Here is a 24,576-nt window from a genome sequence, read left to right on the forward strand (position 1 = left end):
GACGGCTTCTTCAATTTGGTTCTTAAACAGAAAAAACCTGTAAAAGCTGAATATTACGTTAGTATGGGCTGTTTTTGAACAGTTATTGAGATTGAAAAGCAGGGGTTTATTAAAGTAACTCTAATTTAAAGTTACAAAGAATTATTTCTCAGTATTCCGGAAAGAGGAAGGAAATTCTGAAAAGGTAGGTAACAACTAATGTAAGAAATGTCTCAGTAAGGAACTTATGAGCCAGCAAATCGTCAGACAGCTATTGCAAGGTCGTTACCAAATTGTTCAAAGCCTTGGTGCAGGGGTATTTGGGCAAACTTATGTTGCTGAAGACACCAAAGATGTAGACTACCCAGAAAGACCCAGATATGTTGTCAAACAGTTAAAAATCAACAACTATCAATCTAATTCCTACTTTGACTACCTGAGATTGCGCTTTCTTACCGAAACCGAAACCCTCAAGCATTTAGGAAAACATGACCAAATTCCTGAACTTATCACCTGTTTTGAAGAAAATGAACAGTTTTACTTGGTGCAGGAATATATTTCAGGACAGCCCTTATCTGTGGAATTAAAGAAAAATCAAAAGAGGAGAAGTAAGTGGAGTACAAAGGAAGCGATGACATTTCTCGAAGATGCTTTAGGTATTCTCGAATTTGTTCATTCTCAAGGTTTTATCCACTGTGATATCAAACCAGAAAACTTAATTAGACGTACTAGTGATGGTAAATTAGTGCTAATTGATTTTGGCTCAATTCAGCCAATTGACTTTAGCACTGATTCCGAATTGCCCATTTCCCAAATTCCCGTGACTTCATTGGGTTACATCCCACCAGAACAATTTTTAGGTCAAACACAACCCAATAGTGACATTTATGCTTTGGGAATGATTGCACTCCAAGGTTTAACAGGGTTAGCACCTCTGCAATTAAAAATTGATCCTGCTAACAATGACATTCCTTGGAATTGTGGAGATACTGAAATTGACGAATATCTAGCTGTTTTTATCAGCCAAATGATTCGCTATAATTACCAAGAACGATTTCAGTCTGCCAGTGAAGCACTGTGGGTATTCAAACACATAACCTGGAAACATCGAGCAGCAGCAAGTGTTACAGCAACGTCTCCCATTGCTGTCAAAAAAACTGTTGAAGATAAAAAGACAAAATTAGACCCATTATTAGCAGGAATGCGATGGGGAATAACGATTAATTCTTTGGTCGTTAGCTTGGGAGTTTATTCTTTAGCTACTAATTCTCAAACTTACTCAGAAACAGCAACTTTATCTGACGCAATAACAGAATATCAAAGCGGGAATTTAGAAAAAGCAATTAGTTTAGCTAAATCAATTCCCTCCTATAGCAACGTATATCCAGAGGCTCAAGATACAATTGCAGAATGGCAAAAGCAATGGCACGCTGATACAGAAAATTATTTAGTGGCTGAACAAGCATTAGATGAAGGTAATTTATCAGATGCCATGAGTGCTGTTCCGCAAATTCCCTACACTTCATATTGGCGTTCTAAAAGAGAACAACTAATTGAAAAAACACAAACTAACATAGAAGCAAAAACACGCACTTTGTTAAACCAAGCTTACGCCAGCGCAGAACACAAAGATTTTTCTGCTGCTTTAGAATATCTGCGCCAAATTCCTTCTGAGAGTTCTGCTGGTGCTATAGTCAAACAAAAACTAGCTGAATACAATCAAAAACGGCAAATTAGAGCCGAGTATTTTCTACATTCAGCTTACCGTAAAGCTTTAATAAATGACTTTGCTAGTGCAATCAAATTTATCGAAAAGATTCCCGAAGATACTGATGTTTATCCTCAAGCTAAAATCAAAATCAAGGAGTATCAGGAAAAGCAACAGATCCGAGAGAAGCTGCAAGAAATGGTCACACTCAAAAGAGTTTCTTTTGTCAAGCAACCCACTAGATTTAGTCAGATAGACTCAGATACTAAAACCGCATATTTTCTGTCACCAGATTACCCACAAGAAGCAAATATTCTTACTTAGTTAATGGTTCAATTAATTAACACCATTTGATTTTGTAAGTAAGTGTTTCAATCAACTAGGCATTCGCAAAGTTGGTACAATGATGGGGCGAGATTTTTCCGGTTGTATTTGATTTTCCGCCTCTTTGAGGGCTTCTATTGCTTGTGGGTAATCGGGTTTATATTTAATAGCTTGTTCATAAGATGTTATAGCTTCTTGATATCGTTTTAAATTTAATAAAGCATTTCCCCTACTATACCAACTTTCGGGGTGGTTTTTTTTATAACGAACTGCCTTATTATAAGATGCAAAAGCATCTGCATATTTTTGTAAAATATATTGCGAGTTACCTAAATTATACCATGCCTGATAATCATTTTCTTTTAAAGAAATGGCTTGATTATAAGAATCTATTGCTTCTCCATAACGTTGACTTTGGTGTAGTGACCATCCCAAACTATACCAAGCTTGGTAGTTACCTGAATTATATTTAATCACTTCCTTAAAAGAGTCAATTGCTTCTGGATATCGTCTTAACGTCACCAAGATATTACCTCTAGAGAACCAAGATTGATAATGACTGGGCTGATACTGTAATACTTGACTATATGCTTTTAACGCATCTTCATAGCGGTTTAAATTTACTAATGAATTACCCAAATTATATAAAGCTGAGGTATAGTCTGGTTTTAACTCTACTGCTTTTGCATAAGCTGTAATTGCATCATCATATTGTTTGGTATTTTGGAAAGAAAACCCTTTTTTATACCAAGATTCATAATTATCCGGTTGCAATTCAATTGCTTGCTCATAAGACTTAATAGCATTATCGTATTGTCTTAAATTTCTGAAAGCATCACCTTTAGCATTCCACACAGATGGAAAATCATCTTTTATTTGTAAGGCTTTATCAAAAGCTGAAATTGCTTCAGCATATTGCTGTAAACTTGCCAAAGCAAAACCTCTACCAATCCAAGCTTCTAAATAATCTGGTTTGATTTGGATGGCTTTATCATAAGCTGTTAATGCTTCTTGATATTTTTTCAATTCAAATAATGCTTTACCTTGACCATACCATCCTTGAAAATAATCTGGTTTAATATTCACTGCCTTTTCGTAAACTGCCAGTGCATCTTCATAGCGATGTAATTGCAAAAGCGTATTGCCTTGGTTATATAAATCGCCTGCGTTATTAGTATTGATTTTATTAAAGATATATATTGAAGCGATTCCCCCCATCCCTATTAAAAATATTCCTAATGCTAATTTGATAAATAGAGATTTTTGAGATTGTTGAGGTTTGATATGATTAAGTGGAGCAGGAGGACTGAAAACAATTGTTCCAGAGAGCGGTTTATTTAATTCTTGCAGTGCTTTTAATGCGACCGTTGCTGAAGCATAACGTTGACGAAAATCATAACAAACCATTTTATCTAAAAATTCGGCAAATTCTGGCGTGACTGTGGTATGCTCACGCCAAATAATTTCATTATTATCAGCATCTTTGTCTAATTGGTGAGGTGATAATCCAGTGAGTGCTTGAATGGCAATAATTCCCAAAGCATAAATATCACTGCTTAATTTTGGTGTTCCTTGGGCTTGTTCTCCAGGAATATAACCAGGTGTGCCAATAGCGATAGTAGCTTGAGTTTCACCTGCGGGAGTAATTACTTGTGTAGTGATTTCTTTAACTGCACCAAAATCAATTAAAATTAATTTGCCATCTTGGTCACGTCTGAGGATATTGCGTGGGTTAACATCACGGTGAATTACCTTTTGTTGATGCACAAAGTCTAAAATTTCCAAAATTTCTTGTAATAGAGAAATTACCTGATCTTGACTGAGGGTTTTTCCTGGTGATAACTCTTGAGAGAGGTCATGACTGGGAATGAATTCTTGAACAAGATAAAATTCGGCATCTTCCTCAAAGTACGCTAAAAGCTGGGGAATATGCTTATGAGTTCCTAATTTGTACAAAACCTGCGCTTCAGTATCAAATAGTCGTCTAGCTATTTCCAAGGTTGCTGCATTACTGGACTGAGGCTTGAGTTTTTTGACAACACACTTGGGTGAACCAGGTAAATGGGTATCATAAGCAACGTAAGTTTCGCCAAATCCCCCTCCTCCCAGGTGGCTGATAATCTGGTATCTTCCAACAAGTGTGTTTCCTATCATCTCGGTTGCTAAGTTGAGTGTAATATTACTTCATTACATCTTGCCACAGGAGGTTGGGGACTGGGGACTGGTGACTGGTGACTGGTGACTGGTGACTGGGTAGTAACTGATCATTGGTAATTATCGGTTACGAACTATGAATTATGAATTATGAATTATGAATTACTATGATTCCTATTAGTGATAACTTTTATAGTTGGAAAAAACCAATTATTACTTATTGGTTAATTGGCATTAATCTTGCTATATTTTGCTGGGAACTAAAACTAGATGTAAGTGGACAGTTAGGTAATTTTGTCAATAGTTGGGGCATCATTCCCGAACAAACTAATATAGCGATCGCAAATGCTATTTTTTATAATTCAGCGGCTTGGATAGTTGTATTTTGGCGGTTAATTGCTCTACCATTATCGCTGTTTGTACATAGTAGTTTTAGTCAAATACTGGGTAATCTCTTATTTTTATGGGTTTTTGGGAAGACGGTAGAAAGAATTTTGGGACAACAAAGATATTTATTGCTTTACTTAGCTGCTGGGGTTTTTGCGGGAATGATCCAAATTTTCATGGAACCTAAGTTAAGTATACCAGTGATTGGCGCTAATGGGGCGATCGCATCTATTTTAGGAGCTTATATGATGAAGTTTCCTAAAGTTAAAATTGATTCGATTTTACCTTTAATTATTGTCTTTATTCCCGTAGAAATTCCAGCATTTTTGTATTTATTTTGGTGGTTTATCCAGCAGTTATTTTATGGAATTGGCAGTTTAAATATTTCTGGTGGTGTGACTAATCTTGGTTATTGGGGACAATTTGCAGGATTGGTGACAGGTGCGGCTTTGATGCGAATGGTGAAAAGGTAATTCATAATTCATAATTCATAATTCCTGTAGGGGTGAAGCATTCGCACGATAAAAATATGGAACAAATCGATCATCTATATTGGCGAATGCTTCACCCTTCCCCAGAAAAATATGGAACAAACAGATCACCTATATTGGCGAATGCTTCACCCTTCCCCATTATGAAAAGGAATTTAATTTATGCCCTATAATCCCGACATTCACCACCGCCGTTCCATCCGATTAAAAGGATACGACTATTCTCAACAGGGCGCATATTTTGTCACTATTTGCACCCATCAACGTAATTGTTTATTTGGTGAAATTGTAGATAGTGAAATGAAATTAAATACAAATGGTGAAATAGCAAGGGGTTCTTGGTTATCTATTCCTCGGCATTTTCAAAATGTAGAGTTAGATGAATTTGTAATAATGCCCAATCATTTGCATGGGATTATTATCATAGTTAATAATTCTAATGCGGAGGGCGAAGCATTGGCAAATCAAGATTTTCAACAACAACAAAATTTATCGAGCCAATGCTTCGCCCCTACAGGTAAAACAATTAAAATTAATGGCACAAAACCACAATCTTTGGCTGCAATAATTCAAAATTATAAATCTGTTTCTACACGCCAAATTAATCGAATCAATAAAGCTAAAGGAAGTGTGATTTGGCAACTTAATTATCATGAACATATTATCCGCAATGAGGAAGCATTAAATAATATTCGTCAGTACATTGTCAAAAATCCGATAAATTGGGCAGAAGACAAGGAAAATCCTACAAATGTTAATTAGCGATCGCTTTATTTGCTTTATTTGTTGAATTATCAATCAAAAAAAAACTCCCAGTTGGGAGGTAAAAAATGTAGCAGAGATAATTGATAACTCTAAACCAGCACGACAGCGATCGCACCTCCTAAAGCCGCAAAAATCCCGGAAATAACTGCTGTCGCAAACAACCACCAAGCTGCATTAGCAGCCGCTTTCCGCGTTTCTTCTGCTTGGCGCTGTGCCTGATGTTTCATCTCTTCTAGGCGACGTTGAGCTTCATGTTGTAGACGTTCCGCTCGTTGTAATACACCATTACGGGCGCGTTCGATTTGGTCAATAATGCCATTAGCATCTGCCTCTGAGATATCTTCACGTGAACTCAAAATGGCGACTAAAGTATCACGATTGAAGGATGAGAGGCGATCGCGCAAGGACTCAAATCCTGCCTGGGGATCGTCAAATAACTGACGCACATCGTGCTTAATGCCATCATAATTAAGTTCCGGTCGCTCAAAAGAATTGAGATAATTGCGAATATTGGCAAAAATTCCCTCAATTACATCTTGGATGCGCCGTTGAATATCCCGCACCTGTTCCACAAATTGGTCACGCACGGAGATGATATTGTCTGCAATCCTACCTGCTTCTTGATCAGTTATATCTTCCCGAATTTTCAGCAGGGCGATAATTGTTCCCCGGTCAAAATGTGAAAGACGATCGCTCAAACTTTCCATCCCCACCCGTGGATCGTGCAACAATAAATGGATATCGCGCTTAATAGCTTCGGGGTTCAATTCTTCTTTGCCCGTATACCGTAAATATTCTTGCAGATAAGTTTGGAAATTTTGTACCCGTTGTTGTGTACGGGTTGCAAGACGGCGGGGTGCAAGAACAATATTTTTAATTGATGTCTGCACAGCCTCAATAGTTTGATTAACTTGCTCCTCGCTCAAATCTTGACGCTGACTGAGCAACTGAACCAAAGTATCCCGGTCGATCTGTGATAAACGGCGACGGAGGGCAATCGCTCCCTGTTTAGGATTTGCAAACAACCTCGTCAAATCGCGCTGAATCCCTTCAGGATTCAATTCCTCCTTACCAGTCCGGCGCAGGTAATCTGTGATAGTGGCAGTAACAGAGTCATATTGTTCCTGCGCCTTTTCCTTCACCAGTTGCGGTGTGTGGAGAATACTATGCCATCCTTCTTCCACCACATCAATAATTTGATTAACTTGTTGTTCAGTCAAATCCTGACGTTGACTGAGCAACTTGACCAAAGTATCTCTGTCAAAGCGAGACAAGCGGGACCGCACAGCAAGCATTCCGGCTTGGGGATCTTCTAGGAGTTTTTTCAGGTCAGCACGGATAGTATCGGGGTTTAATTCTGCCTTGCCTGTATTACGCAGATAGGACTCTACATTGAGCCACAGACTTTCAGCTTGATATTTTGCCTGTTTGGCGATGCCCAGAGTTTCAACCAAAGTGCGATCGCGCTGCATTTCCAACTCATCCAAAATCGGGTCTAATTCCCTCTCTTGAATATCATTTCGCTCTAACAGAATTTCCCCCATCTGTTCCCTGTTCACCTGTGCCAGTCGCCGCGACAGAGTTGCATAATCTGCATCAGGATCTGCTAACAGAGGTTTAAAATCTCGCTCAATCCCTTCCGGTGTCAAATCCGCTTTGGGAGTAACCACCAGATAAGTTTCAATTTGACGTTGCAAATCTTGGACAATTTCTTTTTCTTCAGCAGCGGTAACTGTGATTAACACCTCATCCCGTACCGTTAGCAATTGGTCAACAGTTTGCTGAATTTGTGCTTGAGTTAACAATCCCTTAGCTTGGAGAATATTTACCAAATCCTGACGGGTAATTTTCTCTAATTCCCTACGCACCGCACCAGGGTCAGCAGCCGGGTCATAAATAACATCCCGAAATTCCTGAACAATTTTCTCTGAACCTAGTTGCCAAGCATAAGTATTTAGCAAGTAATTTTCAATATCGGCACGAATGGGACTATAAGGTTGTTGTGTAACTTGTTTTGTTACTTTGTCTTTGACATTAGTCAGGGAACGCAAAATAGTTTCCACATCCCAGTCTGACAAATCTGCTCGACCCAAGACCACTCCAGTCAATGCTGATATTGTCTGTTGAAGAACACCGGGCTTTTGCTGTTGTTCTGCTTCTTTGCCAGAGTGAACTTCTGCAACTAGTTGGTCAAGTTTGGCATTCAGTTCATCTGTTTTTGTCTGTCCTGGCGGAAGAGATTTGAGATAGTCAACCAATTCACCCACGGGGTTTGTTGTTGGTGCTTGCTGACTCACCACCTGTTGCCAGACATTGTGTAAAGTTTCCGCAATGCGATTTACATCTTTTTTAGACAAGTCAGTGCGACTGCTAACCAAATCCAGAAATCTCTGGCGATCAATCTTGCCCAGGTCTGTACGGCTGGCTATAGCTTTAAATTGGGGTTCATTGAGTAACCTTTCAAATTCAGACCGCAACCGAGAAAGATCAACTTCCGGTGGACGTAACTTCTCAATGTAATCTTCTATGTTACTGCGAATACTTACCGGGTCAATGCCACTTCCTAATTCCCGCCGCACCGCAGATGCAGCCGCTTCGGCAGTAGCTACTACTTGCTGATTCACAGCCTTAGCGCCCAAAGCAGCTGTGGCTGTCCCCATAATCGCCTGAAAACTGGAAGTGGCAGTATTGACAACTGAGCCAATTAAAGAACCTACAGTAGTAGTACTCACCCACATTAGTAATAAGAAATATGCCCCCCAAATTACTAAACCTAAAATCGCTCCTAATCTGGGGTCTAAAATTAATAGACTTAATTTTACAGCCAAGAAACAAGCGATTAATAAAGCCAGTGTTACCGTAACTACTGTCCAAATCCCCACACTCGTACCGATTTTGCGAATCGTACCGCCCAAACTCTCAACTTCATCTGACTCCGATGGTCGCCCCAGATAAGAAATACCCGCAGCAATCGAGAGATTTGTTAAGACTAATTGGAAAGCAAAAGCCAGAATCACACCTGAAAGTAAAGCCACAAAAAAGCGTGGGCCAGAGGTGACAACAGATGCCTGTGCTGGTGTGACGTTGGGGGTGTTTACAGGTATTTGTGCCATCCACCATAAATGTTTGTACAGTTCGTGCATAATTTGTATTTCCTGCCTCTAAGTTTAAAGTTGTGAAATGAAATTTAGTTGTATCTATGTCAATATGCAACTCGTCCAGCCTTCAGAATCCAAGAAATTGGGCGATCATAGCATCCATCTAAGGTGGGAAAGACTTATATAACGTTAGATAGAATTTGCAGATATTTTTATTGTAAATTTATCTAAACTTGAGCTTATTTATTAATATAAATATTGCTATTCTTTAGGGGAAGTTTTCGTTTATCTGATTCTATTAATTCAAGATTTTTACACCGACTTTACATTTATTTATAATTATGATTTTTGTCACCCTCTCAAGGTGGATTTGTCTGCGTCAATAGCTTTCTAATTATCGTCCATAAGAAGTGCCACTAGTTTGTACCTGTAGGCATAAAACAGGTTTGTGTGCAGAAGTTACACTAAAGTAAAGCATTAAGTTGTTTAGGACAAAAGATTCAAAACCGCAAACTCATTTAATTTTGGAGATCAAAAATGGAAACTCGCTCAACTACCGATATAACACCTGTTGCTAAAGCCTATAATGGTGTAGATCGTAACGCCTTTATTTTTGGCTGGAATCCTCAAGCAGAATTGTGGAATGGACGCTTGGCAATGATTGGATTTTTAGCCTACCTACTTTGGGATTTAGCTGGCTATAGCGTTCTCCGTGACGTTCTACACTTCTTGAGATATTAACTTGACATCTTCACCCCCGTTGAACGGGGGTGATTCCAACCATCACTGATTGGATATCCTGTTTCTACGAGGTAACGAAAATTAAGGAGGCAGGAGGTAATCCCCATCAATAAATTTAGGGGATTTAATATGGACTTAGTATTTCTGGCGCTGCGCGTCTCTAAATATATATTTTTTTTGTTTTTCATCAATAAATTTAGGAGCCACTGCGTTGCGGGGGTTCCCACCGTTGTAGCAAGTGGCGTGGCGTTGTAGTACGAGAAAGTCGGAGTTATTCCCGGCAAACTAATGGCATGAGATATTTGTCTATGCTTTTTGGAACTATCTTCATGGTTCATTTACCTGAAAATTGCTATGATGTTCTTTCCGAATGCCTCATAACTCAAAGTAAAAAACGTAGCAACACATACAATGCCGAAGTTACAAGCTGCAATAACGTTATTGGGACACCATAATGTAGAAAAGTTTTAAACGAAATTCTTTTACCATGCTGTTCAGCAATACCAGCAGCGACAATATTAGAAGATGCTCCTACCAAAGTACCATTTCCTCCCAAAGTTGCGCCAAACATCATGGCATAAAACAGCGGTAAAACTTCTGGGGGAAACTGTCCTTGAAAATCTGCTGCTAAAATCTCTGCTGGTGCTAATCCCACATTCACAAGATACTGTTTAAGTAAAGGAACCATTGCTACCACTAAAGGAATATTAGGTACAACACTCGATAATATCCCCACCACAAATAACAAAACTAGGGAACCCAGCAAAATATTTTTACCCAAAATAATCCCCAAAATACCTGACAGACCTTTAATAACTCCTGTTTTATCTAATCCACCAATTAACACAAAAATGCTCATGAAAAATATTAAGGTACTCCAATCTACATCTCGCAATATATTATGAACTGAATCAATTCTGCTTTTGTGAGCTAGTAATAAAGCTAACGCTGCACCTAACAAAGCCACCGCAGCCGGGGAAATAGGTATTGGTAAAGATTCGCCAATCACGAAAAATATCAACACAAAAGCTACAATAAATGCACCCACTATTAAAACTCGTGGATGATTGATTTGTGGATGGGGTAATTCTGCTAGATTATCTAGGTTTGTATTCCAAATCTTTCTAAATAAAATTGGTAGTGTTACTACAACAGTGGCAATAGCAATTACTCCCCCGAAACTCAATTTTCCTAAATAATCTATGAAGCTAATATTTACAGCATCACCAACAATAAATGTGGCTGGGTCTCCTACTAAAGTCAATAATCCTGCACTGTTAGCAACAAACACCATCAAAATTAATAAAGGCACAAAATTAACGCCTATTTCTTCTGCCATTGGGGGAATTAACGGGGCTAATAACATTACTGTAGTAGCGTTGGGTAAAACAGCACAAATTGGCGTAACTAATGCCACTATACCTAATAGTAATTTTTTGCCACTTCCTTGAGCAAGAATAACTATTTGTGTCGCTATATAACTAAAGATATTAGTCGGTTCAAATGCCCTAACTAACACCATTACTCCAAAAAATAAACCCAAAGTTCCATAACTTTTACCAATATAACCAACGGCTTCTGGTAAAGTCATGATATTAGTAAACACTAATATTAATGCCCCCAAGAGAGCCGCGACTGTCAAATCAACCCATTCTGTCATGATGACAATAATGACAGTAATAAATGTGATGACACTCAGGATAGCTTGCCAGTTTTCCATACGATTCTCCGTGATAATGTTATTGATTGAAAATCAGCCAAAAGTCACCTATATTTACTATAGGCGACTTAGGAATTTATGATTAGTGTATGGGCGTTAAAAATCTATGTCTGCAATTTTCTTGTGATTAATCAAGACAACTGGGAATACCTAACACAGCACAAGGAAAATCATTGGCTAAACTATCAATCAAAGGATGATGGCTAGATTGACAACCTAAAACTAGAACATCAGCAGCTTCTAATTCTACGACTTTTTTCAACTCAGTGGCTAAGTTGCCAAACCGCAGATGAGATTTAAAATAGCTCTGCCATTCATGGCCTAAACTTTTGGCTTGCCAAAGAATTTTATCTGCTTTATCTGGCCATGAATTGCTCATTAAATCTGGTTTTGGTTGAGTTAATACCAGTGTATTGGATTGCTGTTTTTCACAATCTGGATATTCTAAAGCAAGCTGCTTTGGGGGCAAACTTAAGTTACGATGAGAATAACTAATGGACTGTTCTTCTATTACATAAACAGCCTGTACATTGACTTTAATATTCGTAGCTAAATGGGTTTGATGAGCAATACAAAAAGCAATATCTAAGGCTGTATGACTATTAGGTGAAGCATCATAGCCAACCATTAAAGTGAGGGATTTTGCTTGTGAATCTTTTTCACTAACGCATTTTTGAGGATCAGGTAGTAATACCATTTGCTCGATCAGGTCATATCGACCAATGGCACTTTGCAAACGGGCTAACAATGGCTTAACTTTCACAGCTTTAACTTCTCTCCCTTGAAACGAATAATCAATGAGAAGCAGGGATTACAATTTTGGATTTTAGATTTGGGATTTTAGATTGATCTGCCATCTAAAACCATTAATCAAAAATCTCCAATTGATTAAGGAAACCCCAATAACAACTGCTATTACAGCCAAGGTTTTGGGGGTTCCTTCCATTGCCGACGGAGTTAGCTGACGGGCTAAGACTGGAAGGTATCTCTCAATTAAGATTAGCCCCATTTATTTGGTTCCTCCGCTCCAAATCCAGCTTTCATGAATTTGAATTAGGCTACCCACAGAGTTTTGCGAAATTTAAAAGTGAAAAGTCAAGATGTTCAAAATCTCAACTTTTCACTTTTTGAATTGTAGCTTATATTTCCAAAATTGTATACCCATCAAATCATCATTTCAGGACTTACGCAAATGGATGATGAATTGAAGGCAGGAATAGGGCATAGCGCATAGGTGATTTTTTATTGCCCTATACCCAGAGCAAACTATTGATTTATCGTCTTCTCTATGCGTAAGTCTTAAATTTATCGAAATAATCTGGTCTAAAACCGGACTTCGTCCAAAGTTTTTGGAGTGGGGCATAAATCCCCGTTACAAAAAAGGCCTCCTGCCTCCTGCCTTCGTTAAGTCACTCATCTGAATTAAAGTAGCGGTCTAGAAAATTTAGAGCGTGATTACGGAGTTCAAAGTATTCTTTAGAATTGCGAATTGCACTGCGATCGCGTGGGCGTTTAAACGGAACTTGGAGAATTTCTCCGATAGTAGCGCATGGTCCATTAGTCATTAATACAATGCGATCAGACATATAAATTGCTTCATCAACATCATGGGTAATCATCATTACTGCTTGACGATGATTTTCCCAGATATCCAATACCTGACGCTGCAATTTTCCGCGAGTTAAGGCATCCAAAGCCCCAAAAGGTTCATCCATTAATAACATTTGGGGACGAATTGCCAAAGCTCTAGCAATACCTACTCTTTGTTTCATACCTCCAGAAATTTCATCGGGATACTTATCGGCAGCCGCTGTTAAGTTTACCATTGCCAAATGTTCATTGACAACGCTAATTCTTTCGGCACGATTAGCATTTTTTAGCACTTCATCCACAGCTAAACGGATATTTTCGCGCACAGTTAACCAAGGTAACAAAGAATAATTTTGAAATACCATCATCCTCTCTGCACCTGGTTTGCGGATTTCTTTCCCATCTAAGCGGACTGAGCCTGATGTAGCTTTTTGAAACCCACCGATAATCTTCAGTAATGTTGATTTTCCACAACCAGAATGACCGATTACAGAAATATACTCATCTGCACCAATTGTCAGATTAACGCCCTCTAAGACGACAGCATCTCCTTTGTCTGGTGTCGGATAAGACTTAACCAAATTTTCAATTTCTAGAAATCCATGATGTGGCTTAACTTCTTGATAAGACTCGTTTGAGAAGGAGGTATATTGCATGATTAAATATTCCTGAATTAGTGAAATTTTGGAGCGTAAATATTGTCTTTTTCCCATACTCTGTATGGGAATGAATTCTAGAAGGCTCTGCCTCTAAATTTATTGAAGGCGGAGCCTTTGTGATAGCATTCCCAGTCAGAGACTGGGAACGAGAGAAGATTGAATCGTGAAAATTAAGACATGAAAAAACGAGTGGGAGCATTTGCTTTGATGGCAAAACTGTTTAGATAACCTACAGGATCACTAGGATCAAATCCTTTTTTATCTATAAAGACTTCTGGTGGTTCAACTTTATAATCATCCTTGGGACATTGAATTCCCATTTCTGCGGCTATATCCCGATATAAATCTGTTCGCCACCCTTTTTCGGCTACTTGATTGGCATTTTTAGGAATTTCTTTGATTTGTCCCCAACGGGCAGCTTGAGTCATTAACCAAATACTTCGAGAACGCCATAAAAATGTTGAATGTTCTCCTATTTCGTGGGGAATACTGTCAAGAATATCATAGAAAATGGTCGTATCATCTGCTTTGATAGTGCGGTCTTTGCCATCAAAACCACCATAGTTATAATTGCCAACAATTCCCGGAGAAGTTAACTTAGTTAAAGGCTCATTTTTCTGTTTTGGTTTTGCCCCAGTAAAGGATATTTCTGTTAATAATTGTGCTACTTCTTGGCGGTTTTCAGGTTGACTGCAATACTGACAAGCTTCAATCATCGCTTTCACCAAAGAACGGTAGGTTTTGGGATAATTGTTAATGAAAGATTCCATTACTCCCAGCAGTCTATCTGGGTGTCCTTGCCAAATTTCTTTACCTTGAGCGAAAGTAAAACCAATGCCTTCGTTACCTGTAATTGCTCTGGTGTTCCAAGGTTCGGCTACCATGTAAGCTTGCATAGAGCCAATTCTCATGTTTGTCACCATTTGCGGTGGGGAAACAATGATAACCCGAAATTCCTTGAAGGGGTCTACACCAGCAGCGGCGGATAAATAGCGGACAAAGTATTCATAAATAGCCGAACTCAAAACTACCGCCCAAATTTTCTTTTCTGGGGGTTGTTGGTTAAAATAGCCGCGAAAATCTCTTCCAAAGGCTTCTAAAGCACCATCACCATATTTTTGTTGATATTCGTACCAAGGACGTATCCCAAAGTCCCACATCTCTTTGTTCATGGTCATGGCGTTACCATGTCGGTGTATGGTCATTGCTGCACATAAGGGGGCATGACGCGCACCTTCTGCACCTATTCGGGCGTTGGTGACAGCGCCGGATACCACAGGTGCAGCATCGAGACGACCAAAAATCAACCCGTCGCGGGAGTTTCCCCAACTAGCTTCGCGGTTGAGTTTGACATTTAAACCATATTTGCGGAAGAAACCTTTTTTCCAAGCGATCGCAAATGGCGCACAATCATTAACAGGAACATAACCAACAGTAATATCGGGTTTTTCTAAATCTTGGGGTCTAACTACAGGTTCCACAGCTAAAGCTGCTTCTGTCAGTCCTTTAACAGACTTATCACCATATTTCCCACAGGATGACAAAGCTATTCCCGCAGTAGTTAAACCTATTCCCTTAATAAAATCTCTGCGAGTCCAATTATTTTCATTCATAATTGTCTACAATTTTGGATTTTGGATTTTTGATTTTGGATGATGCAAAATTTAATGGATAAGCTTTGTAAGCTTCCATATTTTGAAATCATTTTGCAAATTAGTATCAGTTTTCTCTCTCAATGTGGGACAGGCATCTTGCCTGTCATCGCTTTGACTAAATGTTTGCCGTTTTCACTGTTCCCTGTTCCCTTTTACTTCACACTTCCTGGACGATGGGTAACAAATTCTTGAAGTTTGCCCACAGCATAATCTAAAACCAAGCCAGTTAAGCCAATTACAAACACAGCCAAAAATACAGAACTGAGATTTAAACGACTCCATTCATCCCAAACAAAAAACCCAATTCCCACACCACCCGTCAACATTTCTACAGCCACAATTACCAACCAAGCAATACCTAAACTAATTCGCAAACCTGTAAAAATATAGGGCAAACTGGCAGGCCAAATAATTTTGATCATCTGCCGCCAACGTGGCATTTCCAACACCTGCGCCACATCTAAATAATCTTTGGAAACGCTAGAAACTCCCAAGGCTGTATTAATAATAGTTGGCCAAAGGGAAGTAATGAAAATCACAAAAATAGCTGAAGGGTCTGCCAAATTGAAGATAGCTAAAGAGATAGGCAACCAAGCCAGGGGTGAGACTGGTTTAAATATCTGAATAATAGGATTAAAAGCCAGCATTGCTGGTTTAGACATCCCAATTAAAAAGCCCAAGGGAATTGCTACTAATGCACCTAACCCAAAACCTAATATTACCCGCCGTAAACTGGCTAATAATAACCAACCAATTCCTAAGTTACCGGGACCTCGTTCATAAAAGGGATTTAAGATGTAGTCAAGATTAGCAATTAAAGCTTCAGGTGGTGTAGGCATTAATTCACGATTAGCAAGTGCTACTATCCACCACAGGATAATTATTCCCGAAAACCCCACAACAGGTAATAAAAACTCATCTCGAAAAATGATGGGTTTTGCTTTTTTCCACGCAAATTGTCCAGTAACTGCAAAGATTGCAGCTAAATTCAGTTGTAAAATCATATTGTAACCTCAACAGAGTTCAGTACAGATACACTGAAACTGAGCAGTACCAGCCTTGGACACTGATGAGATCAAAACATTATCAAAATGCTGTCTCTTCAGTCTCCTCTCAATGCCTACGAAGTTAGCTGACGGACTAGGGTTGAGAGATACCCCTTTTTGCTCGATTTTGGTTTATTTTCTAACATTTAGTTGGAAATTTATTAAACCATCAAGACAAAAATACGCCCCATAACTTGGTTCCTCCGTTCCAACGCTGTTGACTCTGATACGTTGGATTAGGCTGACTTACTCACAATTAATAGTAACAGCGAAAATCTAACATTGATTAACAGTAATAACATCAGTAGTGAAAATAAAAATTAGTTACTTCACTACTGAAATCAAGGAGTTATAATGATTTTGTACTGTACGTTAGACATATCTCTTAAGATTAGCAATGATTCAACATACAGAATTACGAATTGAGTATAAATCCGATTTTTTGAGTTATTTTTGCTAATTTTTTGAAAAACTGGCTTCTCTATATTTTTGTTACCCAAAAATATTCTGACTTCAGACTCCTGACTACTGAATTCTTACAATAAACCTCGTTTTTTCAATTTAGCTAACGCATCCTCCGCCGCAGCCTTTTCTGCTTCTTTTTTATTCTTTCCTTTGGCTTCTCCGTATTCTTTACCCTCTACTAATACTTTAGCGATAAATTCTGGTGCATGAGAGGGTCCGCCTATTTGTTCTGTTACATATTTCGGAGGATTTGCACCAATTTCCCTTTGTACCCATTCCTGAAAGCGATTTTTAGAATCTACATTGGAACGAGGTTCTACAATTAGGTCTGAGACGGAATTAAATAATGGTTCAATAATAGCGCGGAGTGGTTCAACATCACAATTATTATCTAAATAATATGCACCAACTACGGCTTCAAAGGTGCTACTCAGTAAGTTAGGATTTTGAAAACCTCCATCTCTAATTGTTCCTTTTCCTAATCGCATTCTAAAGTCTAAACCTACTTCTAGAGCAAATTTTGCTAGTTGTTTTTCTTCTACTAATGCAGAACGAAGACGAGTTAATTCATCTTCTCCTTTTTCGGGATGACGACGATAAAGATATTGTCCACTGATAAAGTTGAGAATAGCATCACCGAGAAATTCTAAGCGTTCGTTGTGTTCTCCTTCTCCTGGGTTTTCGTTGACATAGGAACGATGGGTGAGTGCTTGACGGAGGAGTTTTTCGTTATGGAATATGAGAAGTTTGTGCATTTTATTCTTATCTTATTTGTGAATTTAATGGAAGGGTGGGCATCTTGCCATTGGTGTCAAGTTAAGAAAAATGGATTTGTGTCCACAGAGAGAAACTCAATGGTAGAAGTTATAGCAGTGGACAAGGCGGTTAGGACAGTCTTGAAAGCTCAAACTCAGTGATGGCAAGGGTTTTACTTTTGCCTTTTGCAGAGTGCCTCTTGCCTTCTGCTATAACACAAGGGTGTTGAAAAAAGCCATGAGTAAACCACAGAAAAAACAAGGTAATCTAGACTTTCGGCATCGATTCAGCCTACCTGCTCCGGCAAGTGAAGAGATAGAATCAAGGTTGATTGATATCATGTCTGTTCAAATAACCGTCATTGCAAGCGTAGGGAAGCAATCCCAAAAACCTTGACATTGCGTAGTTTTACTATGCCTTCGGCAGACTATGGCTATAGCTGGCGTGACGACGTAGGAGTCATACGCCTCCCGTCAGGGATACGTGAACGTTCTACTCGCAATGACATATTCAGGTTAATTTGCCGGACATCATATGAACTGGTAAATCCAGGCACATTTGCCAACCTCAAAGGGGTAAAAGACAAAGAAGACAGATATTCTGCTACACTCGATTGAATTTTTAGGTGGTGTTGGTAGAATACAGGTAACATTTTCAATCTTATTGACCTTGTTGCAAATCAGAGACCTATCTTTTTCTACCACAAAACCTTACACGCTTTACTTACAAAGCTTTTCAGCCTATTTCGTCGCCCCTGAAAATGTTATTAACAAACTAATTTTTTGAATCCTAATTTGTCAATAACTACAGAAACTCCTAAACAAACTGATAGTAAGAATATCCAACCCACTAATCTAAACACCAAAACTTCGATAAGATTGAATTGGAATTCTCTAAATATTTTACTACCAAAAGATAAAAATATTTGGCTAAAAATTCCATTCAAGCAAAAAATTCCCAGGCTATATTTAGATAATAAATAAACTATATTTCTCACTAATGAGGAAATTTTATTCTCTTCAATATTAATAAAACATATGAACATTCCAGGGACACTGAGCATACAAGAATATATCAAGTAATCAAAAGGAGGAATCTTGCCTTCGGTTAACTTACCTAAGTAACTGTATTCAGCAATCATTAGCAATGAAGTAGCTATAATGATGGCTAATTTGGCTATAAAAGGTATTTTATTGGAGATTTTGTCTAAAACATAAATATTTTTGTATATCAACACTCCAAAAGCTATATAGATAAACCAATAAATTATTAAAGGGCGATTGATAATTCTTAATATTGAGATAATGTCAGAGCTTAAATTGCCACGCAATGCAGAATATAGTGTTATATAAACTATTATCTGAAGCAAGCAAAATACAGCTAATTTTGCAGGTTTATTTAATTGTTTTCTAAGAATTCCGAACAAAACCAACAATTGAAATATCACAAGAAAATAGTATGAGCCTGTGAATATTTCTCCGGTCAAAATATCTATACTAATTTTGGTTAAAGAATTGCCTGTCCCTATTTTTAGTATGGCAGCAAGACTAAACCAAAATGTAGCCGGAATTAGCAATCTTGTCAAACGCTTTTTAATTAACTTCCAAATATTTTCTTCAGGTTTAGTAATAAATTCACGTTCTAATAGAATAAAAGAAATCGTCAGTATTATAGGTACACAAAATCTTAAGGGAGTAAAAATAATATCTAAAAGCAAAGCACTTGACTCATAACTAGAGCGAGGTAGAAAAGTAGAATGATATGAAACAACCGCAGCAATACTTATTGCTTTGAGAAAGTCAAGAAAAAATAATCGCCCGAATCCATTTACACCATTCTTAGATATATCAAAAGACGTATTCATGCAGTTTATGTCCCTATATTTTATCTTTTTACCTATTTAGTTAGTTTGGTTACGGTAATAATTTCTAAAAGCTCTGAAAACAGCAAAATAAGCTGGTTTAGGTTTGTAAGATTGATCAAATAGTAGGGGAGCATCAGGATGCTTAAAATATATAGGAATCCAAGAAAAATTATCTGATAATCCCCAAGTTGTTAAAGTATTACAATTAGGGGCTTGTAAGCAAACATTAGCTATATCTTGATAGATGTTAGCTTGGGATGTTAATTTATCTGATAATGGTCGTTTATCATCACCAATTTTCACATCCATTTCTGTAATTGTGACTTCTAAGCCCAATTCTCCTAAACGTTTAATATTAGCAGCAACTGCTTTTATATCTGGTCTGGTTTTGATGCTAGTGTGCATCTGAAACCCAACCCCATGAATCGGAACATTTTTTTGGCGTAATTCTTTGACTAACTTGTAGATACCATCAGATTTTATTCCTAGTTCTTCTCCTTCATGGTCGTTGTAAAATAAACGAGCATTGGGATCAGCTTCATTTGCCCAGCGAAATGCCATTTCAATATAGTCTTCCCCAATTTTATCTAGCCAAAATGAACCTCTTAAAGTTCCTTTTTGATTAATGGCTTCATTAACTACATCCCAGGAAGATATTTGGTCCCGATAACGGTTCACAACAGTATAAATGTGTTGCTTTAATATATCCATTGCCTCTTCACGAGACCATTGTGCATTTTCAAGCCAATCTGGCAGATTACGATACCAAACTAAAGTCTGTCCATGTATCTGCATCTTATGCTTCTGGGCAAAATCAACAATCTCATCAGCAGCATCAAAATTATACTTACCTCTTTCTGGACTTAATGAACCAAATTTCAGGGAATTTTCTGGGGTGAGCAGGTTAAATTCTCGGCTTAATATTTCCCGATACTTTGGATCATTACGTAGTGGTTTTATTAACACAGAGGTTCCCATCTTCATTCCTACCAGTCCAGCGATGTTACGCAAGGTGAGATTTGTCGGTAAATTTGTGTTTTGAGTTTGATACGAAGCTAATTCAATCGATATTTGTTTCTGCTTTTTATCCTGATAGGCAGAGATAAAGAAGATGATAGATATTGTTACTAGGAACAACAATATTAATAATTTCCAGGTTCGTAGTTGTTTCATAAAAGGTGCTGATAGATTTTCACTAGTTCATCATTAAGGTGTTGCATATTGTATTTTTTTTCTACCCTTGTTCTACCTGCGTGACCCATCTGTGTCCAGTTTTCGGGATGTTCAATCAGATAAAGCAAACTTTGAGCGATCGCTTCTGAATCTCCTTCACCAACTAGAAAACCTGATACACCATCTTCCACCAGTTCAGGGATACCCCCATGCCATGTGCTAATTACTGGTAAACCCATTGCCATTGCTTCTTTTAATGTGTTAACAGGTGCATCTTGATCGCCATCTTTAGCTGTGATACTCGTGGCAATAAAAAGATGGGATTGATTGAGAATATCAATGATTTCTTTCTGCTGTTTACTTCCCAGCAATTTAACAACGGATTGCAAATTCAAATTTTCAATTAGTTGTTCTAAGTCTTCTTTTAAATTACCATCGCCAATAATGTTATATTCCAAATGCGGATAATCTTTTACTACTTGAGCAATAGCCTCAATACAATATTTTATCCCTTTTTTCTCTGTTAAGCGTCCAATGGTAGCAATTTTTATGTGTTCACCAGCAGCTAAATTACGAGGAGTAAAAGAAAATTTATTGCAGTCAATCCCGGAACCATGAACCACAATTTTATTTTCATCACAGCCTAACTTCAATACACGCTGTCTAAAGAATTCACAATTAGTAAAAAAATATTCTCCTTCTTGAAAAAGCTGTTCATACAAGTTATCACCGTATTTTTTAATATCTCTACTAATATCTTTACCTCTAAAAGTTGTAACGATCTTTCCCTGAATCAGACCTAGTTGGCGAAAAACCCGTCCACTGAGACCATAAGTGCCAAATTGACAATGAATAATATCATAAGATGCTGCTTGTCCTATTAAAGGAATAGCCTGATAAAGTAAATTCAATGAGGCAGCTTGTTTTCCATATTTAAAGATGTTGATTAATTGCAATAACATCAAAGGGGATTTGGGGAAATTTGCCAAAACCAACCCTATTCCTTTTAATAAGCGTAAAAGATAATTTTTAGGAATTTTAGGACAATAGTAAGTACGTTCAATCAATTGATATTTTTCTACATTTGGATGTAGTTTAGAAAGATTGCTTGGTTTGCCATAGAGAGAATAGATAAAAACTTCATGTCCTCGGTCAATTAAACCAGTTAACTGATTTAAAATGAATGACTCTGATAGTAATGGAAATTCTCCAACAAAAAATGCTATTTTCATATTGGTGTTTACCTCATAAAATTTGAACAATAAAAATAATAATTAATCTAAATTCAAACTTATGTAAGAATCTAGGCTAAGTTTTAACAGATTTAGTTTTAGATATCAGGGTTTCTTTGATGAGTTTCAGGACTTTGCGTGGAACTCTTCCTTTAGATAAAATAGAGACCAGAAAAGCATTAATTAAAATTACGAGTAAAGGTTGCAGTACAATTTGCATCTGCAAAGTTAGAGAAGCAGTCGAGAAAATAACTATCCCAGCCGAAAAAATGGCTGCAACCGTTGGTAAAATTACAGGGCTTGCTAATGTTGCCACATTCCATTTAGCAGCGCGACAAGTAGCAAACCAAAACCAAATTGTTGCTCCTATACCCATGACAATAGCAACAGCGATCGCTACACCTACTGTTCCCCCTAATTTTGCACCAATGAAGAAAGAAGGTAGAGATAGGGGAACCAAAGCCAAGTTGATTACTGCATTAGTTCTAGGTTGGTTGAGGGCATTTAAAGTAGTTCCCAAAATTGACATAAAGCCCCTAGCATAGGCAAAAATTAGCACTATTTGAAATATAGGAACCGCTCCTAGCCATTGGGAACCATAAACTAAGGGAATAATCCAAGGAGCAACTACAAAACCAAGACTGTAGATTGGTGCATAAAATAAGGCGTAGTATTCGAGCATTTGGCGCAGATAAGATTTTTTTCCCTCATCATCCCGCTGTGATAGAACTGAAAAGTTAATTTTGTTAATCTGGGATAGAGCAAATGCAGGCAGCATGGCCAACTGATATGCTAGGTTGTAAAAACCCAAAGATTGCGCTCCCAACAATTTACCAATTAAGAAATTATCTCCATTGGTATTAGCATAGACTGCTAAATTAATGCCAATTAAACTACTTGTAAAACTCCACACCTCACGCACTGCTTGCTGATCTGGAAAAAAGTGATAGGTGCAATCGTAACGGCAATACAACCGTTTTAAAGCAGCATCAACTATTGCTTTGCATATCTCACCTCCTGCAAAAGACCATACACCAAACCCAAAGGCAGCCAAAATTAATGTGCCACACATTCTGGCGATGCCATTACCAATATTAGAAATTGCTATCTCTCGAAACTTCATTTGTCGCTGGAGTATAGCCGCACGAGTACCAGTTCCCGCATTAATCACAAACTTAAAAGAGACACAGGCAATTAATGGAAATAGCACTGGTTGTTGAAAAAACCAAGAAATTGGTAAACCTATCAAGGCTTGAACAACAAACATGAATATAGAAATATTCACACCTAAGCTATAAACAGCATCAACAAGTTTTTTATCTTCTAAACCCCGTTGAATGAGTACAGCCGCAGTGGCATTATCTTGAAACAAATCAGTCAAAATTGTCACCACCAAGACCATTGCCCAAACACCAAAATCTTCAGGCGATAAAAGCCGTGCTAAACATATTTGGGCAATTAATTGGGCAACTCTACTGATTGCATAACTAGCTGTCAACCAGAGTCCACTTTTGGCTATTTTTGTGGTGGTATTTTTACCGGACATAAACCTCAAATTGCTATTTATATATAGAGGAATGGGGTGTTTGTTCCTTGGCGATTTCTCTGCCTTTTTCCCCTAATTTGGCTCGCAATTGCGGGTCTTGGCACAATCGGCTGAAAGCATTAACTATTTCATCGGGTGAATTAGAATCTACCAAAAGCCCGTTTTCTTCGTGATGTACTGCATCAACAACTCCACCAATGCGTGCAGCAATTACAGGTTTACCAAAAAAACCAGCTTCTCGATAAACAATACCAAATCCTTCAATACTTGCATCTTGAGTATCAAAAAAGGTAATCATAGCAAATATGTCACAGGCTAGATAATATTCTGCTAATTCTGTATCAGGAACGTATCCGGCAAAATGCACCCGTTTTTTTATTCCTAAACTCTGGGATAGGAGTCTAAGTTCTGATTCCATTACTCCCCTACCAGCAATCAGGTAGTGAACATCTAATCCTTCAGCTAACAAATGAGGTAAAGATTTAAGAATGCGATCAAATCCTTTGCGGTTAACTAAACGACCGACTGAAAGAATGACTATAGCTGTTTCAGGAATGCCGTATTTTTGCAGCACTTGGGAACGCGCTTCAGGATGGATATCTTCAGGAGTTTGAATCCCAAACTTTTGCGGTCTGACAGTTGGGTTAATTATGTAAGTGGGTGTGTTGATTTTAAAGTTTTGTTTGAGGTAATCACAGGTAAAGGCACTGTTGCAGACAATTCCTGCTGATCGTTTCAATGTCAATGAAAACAGAGAACGGAAGACAGGATTTTTCAAAGGACACAACAAATCGTCACCGTGCAGGTAAACAAAGCACTTAACAGGTAATAGATAAGTCAGCAATAACAGCGAGGGAAAATCATAACCATGTCCCCATTCAATATAGTGGTAGCGGTAACGAAAATAGAGTCCAATAGCCAGAAAGAAAGACCCTATCATGTTAAATATCTGCTTAATTAAACTCCCTAATTTACCAGGAATTGTAGGCAGGAACCAACGATATACTGCAAAAGCTTGTTCTTGATCAAAGGCTTTATCTCCCGGATAACTAGATGCTAAGACAATGACTTGTTGAGGATCTTGGAGACAGCGATTATAGACATACTCTTCGATTCCTCCTTCTTTGGGAAAAAAAGCCCGCGAAATTACGAGTATTTTTGATAATTTATCGGACTTTTGGATTGTTGATTCTGCTGACAAAACTTGTTGATACATCAAGGTT

At 38.0% G+C, this 24,576-nt stretch carries 17 protein-coding genes and 2 riboswitches; of the genes, 4 read left to right on the forward strand and 13 right to left on the reverse strand.

Annotation, left to right across the window (positions count from 1 at the left end; translation table 11 throughout):
* The first annotated feature begins 226 nt into the window (after positions 1-226).
* On the forward strand, positions 227-2,011 hold the full coding sequence (locus H6G06_RS05995; protein WP_190558028.1) for a serine/threonine-protein kinase: 1,785 nt from the start codon (positions 227-229) through the stop codon (positions 2,009-2,011).
* A 51-nt stretch (positions 2,012-2,062) separates the two neighbouring features.
* Here the strand turns inward: H6G06_RS05995 and H6G06_RS06000 are convergent, their stop codons facing one another.
* Entirely contained in the window at positions 2,063-4,165 is a 2,103-nt protein-coding gene (locus H6G06_RS06000) for a serine/threonine-protein kinase (RefSeq protein WP_190558031.1), read from the reverse strand.
* Between the two features lie 167 nt (positions 4,166-4,332).
* Between H6G06_RS06000 and H6G06_RS06005 the strand changes: the two genes are divergently transcribed.
* Both H6G06_RS06005 and H6G06_RS06010 read left to right on the forward strand, forming a co-directional pair.
* A complete protein-coding gene (locus tag H6G06_RS06005; RefSeq protein ID WP_190558033.1) occupies positions 4,333-5,025 on the forward strand; it encodes a rhomboid family intramembrane serine protease in 693 nt (230 codons plus the stop codon).
* Positions 5,026-5,205: 180 nt separating this feature from the next.
* Positions 5,206-5,805, forward strand: coding sequence for a transposase (locus H6G06_RS06010; protein WP_190558035.1), 600 nt, complete (start codon positions 5,206-5,208; stop codon positions 5,803-5,805).
* A 92-nt stretch (positions 5,806-5,897) separates the two neighbouring features.
* Here H6G06_RS06010 and H6G06_RS06015 read toward each other — a convergent pair whose 3' ends face one another.
* On the reverse strand, positions 5,898-8,951 hold the full coding sequence (locus tag H6G06_RS06015; RefSeq protein ID WP_190558038.1) for an MFS transporter: 3,054 nt from the start codon (positions 8,949-8,951) through the stop codon (positions 5,898-5,900).
* A 492-nt stretch (positions 8,952-9,443) separates the two neighbouring features.
* Here H6G06_RS06015 and H6G06_RS06020 point away from each other — a divergent pair, with 492 nt between their 5' ends.
* Positions 9,444-9,647, forward strand: coding sequence for a chlorophyll a/b-binding protein (locus tag H6G06_RS06020; RefSeq protein WP_190558039.1), 204 nt, complete (start codon positions 9,444-9,446; stop codon positions 9,645-9,647).
* A gap of 382 nt (positions 9,648-10,029) precedes the next feature.
* On the opposite strand, the gene H6G06_RS06025 is transcribed toward H6G06_RS06020, so the two are convergent.
* The 11 genes from H6G06_RS06025 to H6G06_RS06075 form a co-directional block, all read right to left on the reverse strand.
* On the reverse strand, positions 10,030-11,367 hold the full coding sequence (locus H6G06_RS06025) for an SLC13 family permease (RefSeq protein ID WP_190558041.1): 1,338 nt from the start codon (positions 11,365-11,367) through the stop codon (positions 10,030-10,032).
* Between the two features lie 127 nt (positions 11,368-11,494).
* Positions 11,495-12,130, reverse strand: a complete 636-nt coding sequence (locus H6G06_RS06030) for a universal stress protein (protein WP_338422916.1) — start codon at positions 12,128-12,130, stop codon at positions 11,495-11,497.
* Positions 12,131-12,298: 168 nt separating this feature from the next.
* Positions 12,299-12,416: riboswitch (cyclic di-AMP (ydaO/yuaA leader) on the reverse strand.
* 360 nt (positions 12,417-12,776) lie between these two features.
* The gene (locus H6G06_RS06035) at positions 12,777-13,613 is read right to left on the reverse strand and encodes an ABC transporter ATP-binding protein (RefSeq protein ID WP_190558043.1); all 837 of its coding nucleotides are present in this window, start codon (positions 13,611-13,613) and stop codon (positions 12,777-12,779) included.
* Between the two features lie 173 nt (positions 13,614-13,786).
* Complete coding sequence (locus H6G06_RS06040) at positions 13,787-15,229, reverse strand: ABC transporter substrate-binding protein (protein WP_190558045.1); 1,443 nt, start codon at positions 15,227-15,229, stop codon at positions 13,787-13,789.
* A 194-nt stretch (positions 15,230-15,423) separates the two neighbouring features.
* A complete protein-coding gene (gene ntrB / locus H6G06_RS06045) occupies positions 15,424-16,275 on the reverse strand; it encodes a nitrate ABC transporter permease (RefSeq protein WP_190558047.1) in 852 nt (283 codons plus the stop codon).
* A gap of 98 nt (positions 16,276-16,373) precedes the next feature.
* Positions 16,374-16,570, reverse strand: a riboswitch (cyclic di-AMP (ydaO/yuaA leader).
* Between the two features lie 283 nt (positions 16,571-16,853).
* Positions 16,854-17,537, reverse strand: a complete 684-nt coding sequence (gene rnc / locus H6G06_RS06050) for a ribonuclease III (protein ID WP_190558049.1) — start codon at positions 17,535-17,537, stop codon at positions 16,854-16,856.
* 767 nt (positions 17,538-18,304) lie between these two features.
* Positions 18,305-19,402, reverse strand: coding sequence for an acyltransferase family protein (locus tag H6G06_RS06055; protein WP_190558051.1), 1,098 nt, complete (start codon positions 19,400-19,402; stop codon positions 18,305-18,307).
* A gap of 36 nt (positions 19,403-19,438) precedes the next feature.
* Complete coding sequence (locus H6G06_RS06060) at positions 19,439-20,575, reverse strand: endo-1,4-beta-xylanase (RefSeq protein ID WP_190558053.1); 1,137 nt, start codon at positions 20,573-20,575, stop codon at positions 19,439-19,441.
* Positions 20,572-21,807 (reverse strand): glycosyltransferase, encoded by a 1,236-nt coding sequence (locus H6G06_RS06065; RefSeq protein WP_190558055.1) that lies wholly within the window; start codon positions 21,805-21,807, stop codon positions 20,572-20,574. The genes H6G06_RS06060 and H6G06_RS06065 overlap by 4 nt, the downstream gene beginning before the upstream one ends.
* A gap of 76 nt (positions 21,808-21,883) precedes the next feature.
* Positions 21,884-23,353, reverse strand: coding sequence for a lipopolysaccharide biosynthesis protein (locus tag H6G06_RS06070; RefSeq protein ID WP_190558057.1), 1,470 nt, complete (start codon positions 23,351-23,353; stop codon positions 21,884-21,886).
* A 13-nt stretch (positions 23,354-23,366) separates the two neighbouring features.
* Positions 23,367-24,569, reverse strand: coding sequence for a glycosyltransferase family 4 protein (locus H6G06_RS06075; protein ID WP_190558532.1), 1,203 nt, complete (start codon positions 24,567-24,569; stop codon positions 23,367-23,369).
* Positions 24,570-24,576 lie beyond the last annotated feature (7 nt).

The organism is Anabaena sphaerica FACHB-251, assembly GCF_014696825.1.
Classification (GTDB): Bacteria; Cyanobacteriota; Cyanobacteriia; order Cyanobacteriales; family Nostocaceae; genus RDYJ01.

What these genes read in the sequence shown, in the direction of transcription:
- H6G06_RS06010 (WP_190558035.1), top strand. Translation starts at nt 5,206, where the DNA reads ATGCCCTATAATCCCGACATTCACCACCGCCGTTCCATCCGATTAAAA.
- H6G06_RS06055 (WP_190558051.1), bottom strand. Translation starts at nt 19,402, where the DNA reads ATGAATACGTCTTTTGATATATCTAAGAATGGTGTAAATGGATTCGGG.
- H6G06_RS06075 (WP_190558532.1), bottom strand. Translation starts at nt 24,569, where the DNA reads ATGTATCAACAAGTTTTGTCAGCAGAATCAACAATCCAAAAGTCCGAT.
- H6G06_RS06060 (WP_190558053.1), bottom strand. Translation starts at nt 20,575, where the DNA reads ATGAAACAACTACGAACCTGGAAATTATTAATATTGTTGTTCCTAGTA.
- H6G06_RS06005 (WP_190558033.1), top strand. Translation starts at nt 4,333, where the DNA reads ATGATTCCTATTAGTGATAACTTTTATAGTTGGAAAAAACCAATTATT.
- H6G06_RS05995 (WP_190558028.1), top strand. Translation starts at nt 227, where the DNA reads ATGAGCCAGCAAATCGTCAGACAGCTATTGCAAGGTCGTTACCAAATT.
- H6G06_RS06070 (WP_190558057.1), bottom strand. Translation starts at nt 23,353, where the DNA reads ATGTCCGGTAAAAATACCACCACAAAAATAGCCAAAAGTGGACTCTGG.
- rnc (WP_190558049.1), bottom strand. Translation starts at nt 17,537, where the DNA reads ATGCACAAACTTCTCATATTCCATAACGAAAAACTCCTCCGTCAAGCA.
- H6G06_RS06020 (WP_190558039.1), top strand. Translation starts at nt 9,444, where the DNA reads ATGGAAACTCGCTCAACTACCGATATAACACCTGTTGCTAAAGCCTAT.
- H6G06_RS06040 (WP_190558045.1), bottom strand. Translation starts at nt 15,229, where the DNA reads ATGAATGAAAATAATTGGACTCGCAGAGATTTTATTAAGGGAATAGGT.
- H6G06_RS06000 (WP_190558031.1), bottom strand. Translation starts at nt 4,165, where the DNA reads ATGATAGGAAACACACTTGTTGGAAGATACCAGATTATCAGCCACCTG.
- ntrB (WP_190558047.1), bottom strand. Translation starts at nt 16,275, where the DNA reads ATGATTTTACAACTGAATTTAGCTGCAATCTTTGCAGTTACTGGACAA.
- H6G06_RS06065 (WP_190558055.1), bottom strand. Translation starts at nt 21,807, where the DNA reads ATGAAAATAGCATTTTTTGTTGGAGAATTTCCATTACTATCAGAGTCA.
- H6G06_RS06035 (WP_190558043.1), bottom strand. Translation starts at nt 13,613, where the DNA reads ATGCAATATACCTCCTTCTCAAACGAGTCTTATCAAGAAGTTAAGCCA.
- H6G06_RS06015 (WP_190558038.1), bottom strand. Translation starts at nt 8,951, where the DNA reads ATGCACGAACTGTACAAACATTTATGGTGGATGGCACAAATACCTGTA.
- H6G06_RS06025 (WP_190558041.1), bottom strand. Translation starts at nt 11,367, where the DNA reads ATGGAAAACTGGCAAGCTATCCTGAGTGTCATCACATTTATTACTGTC.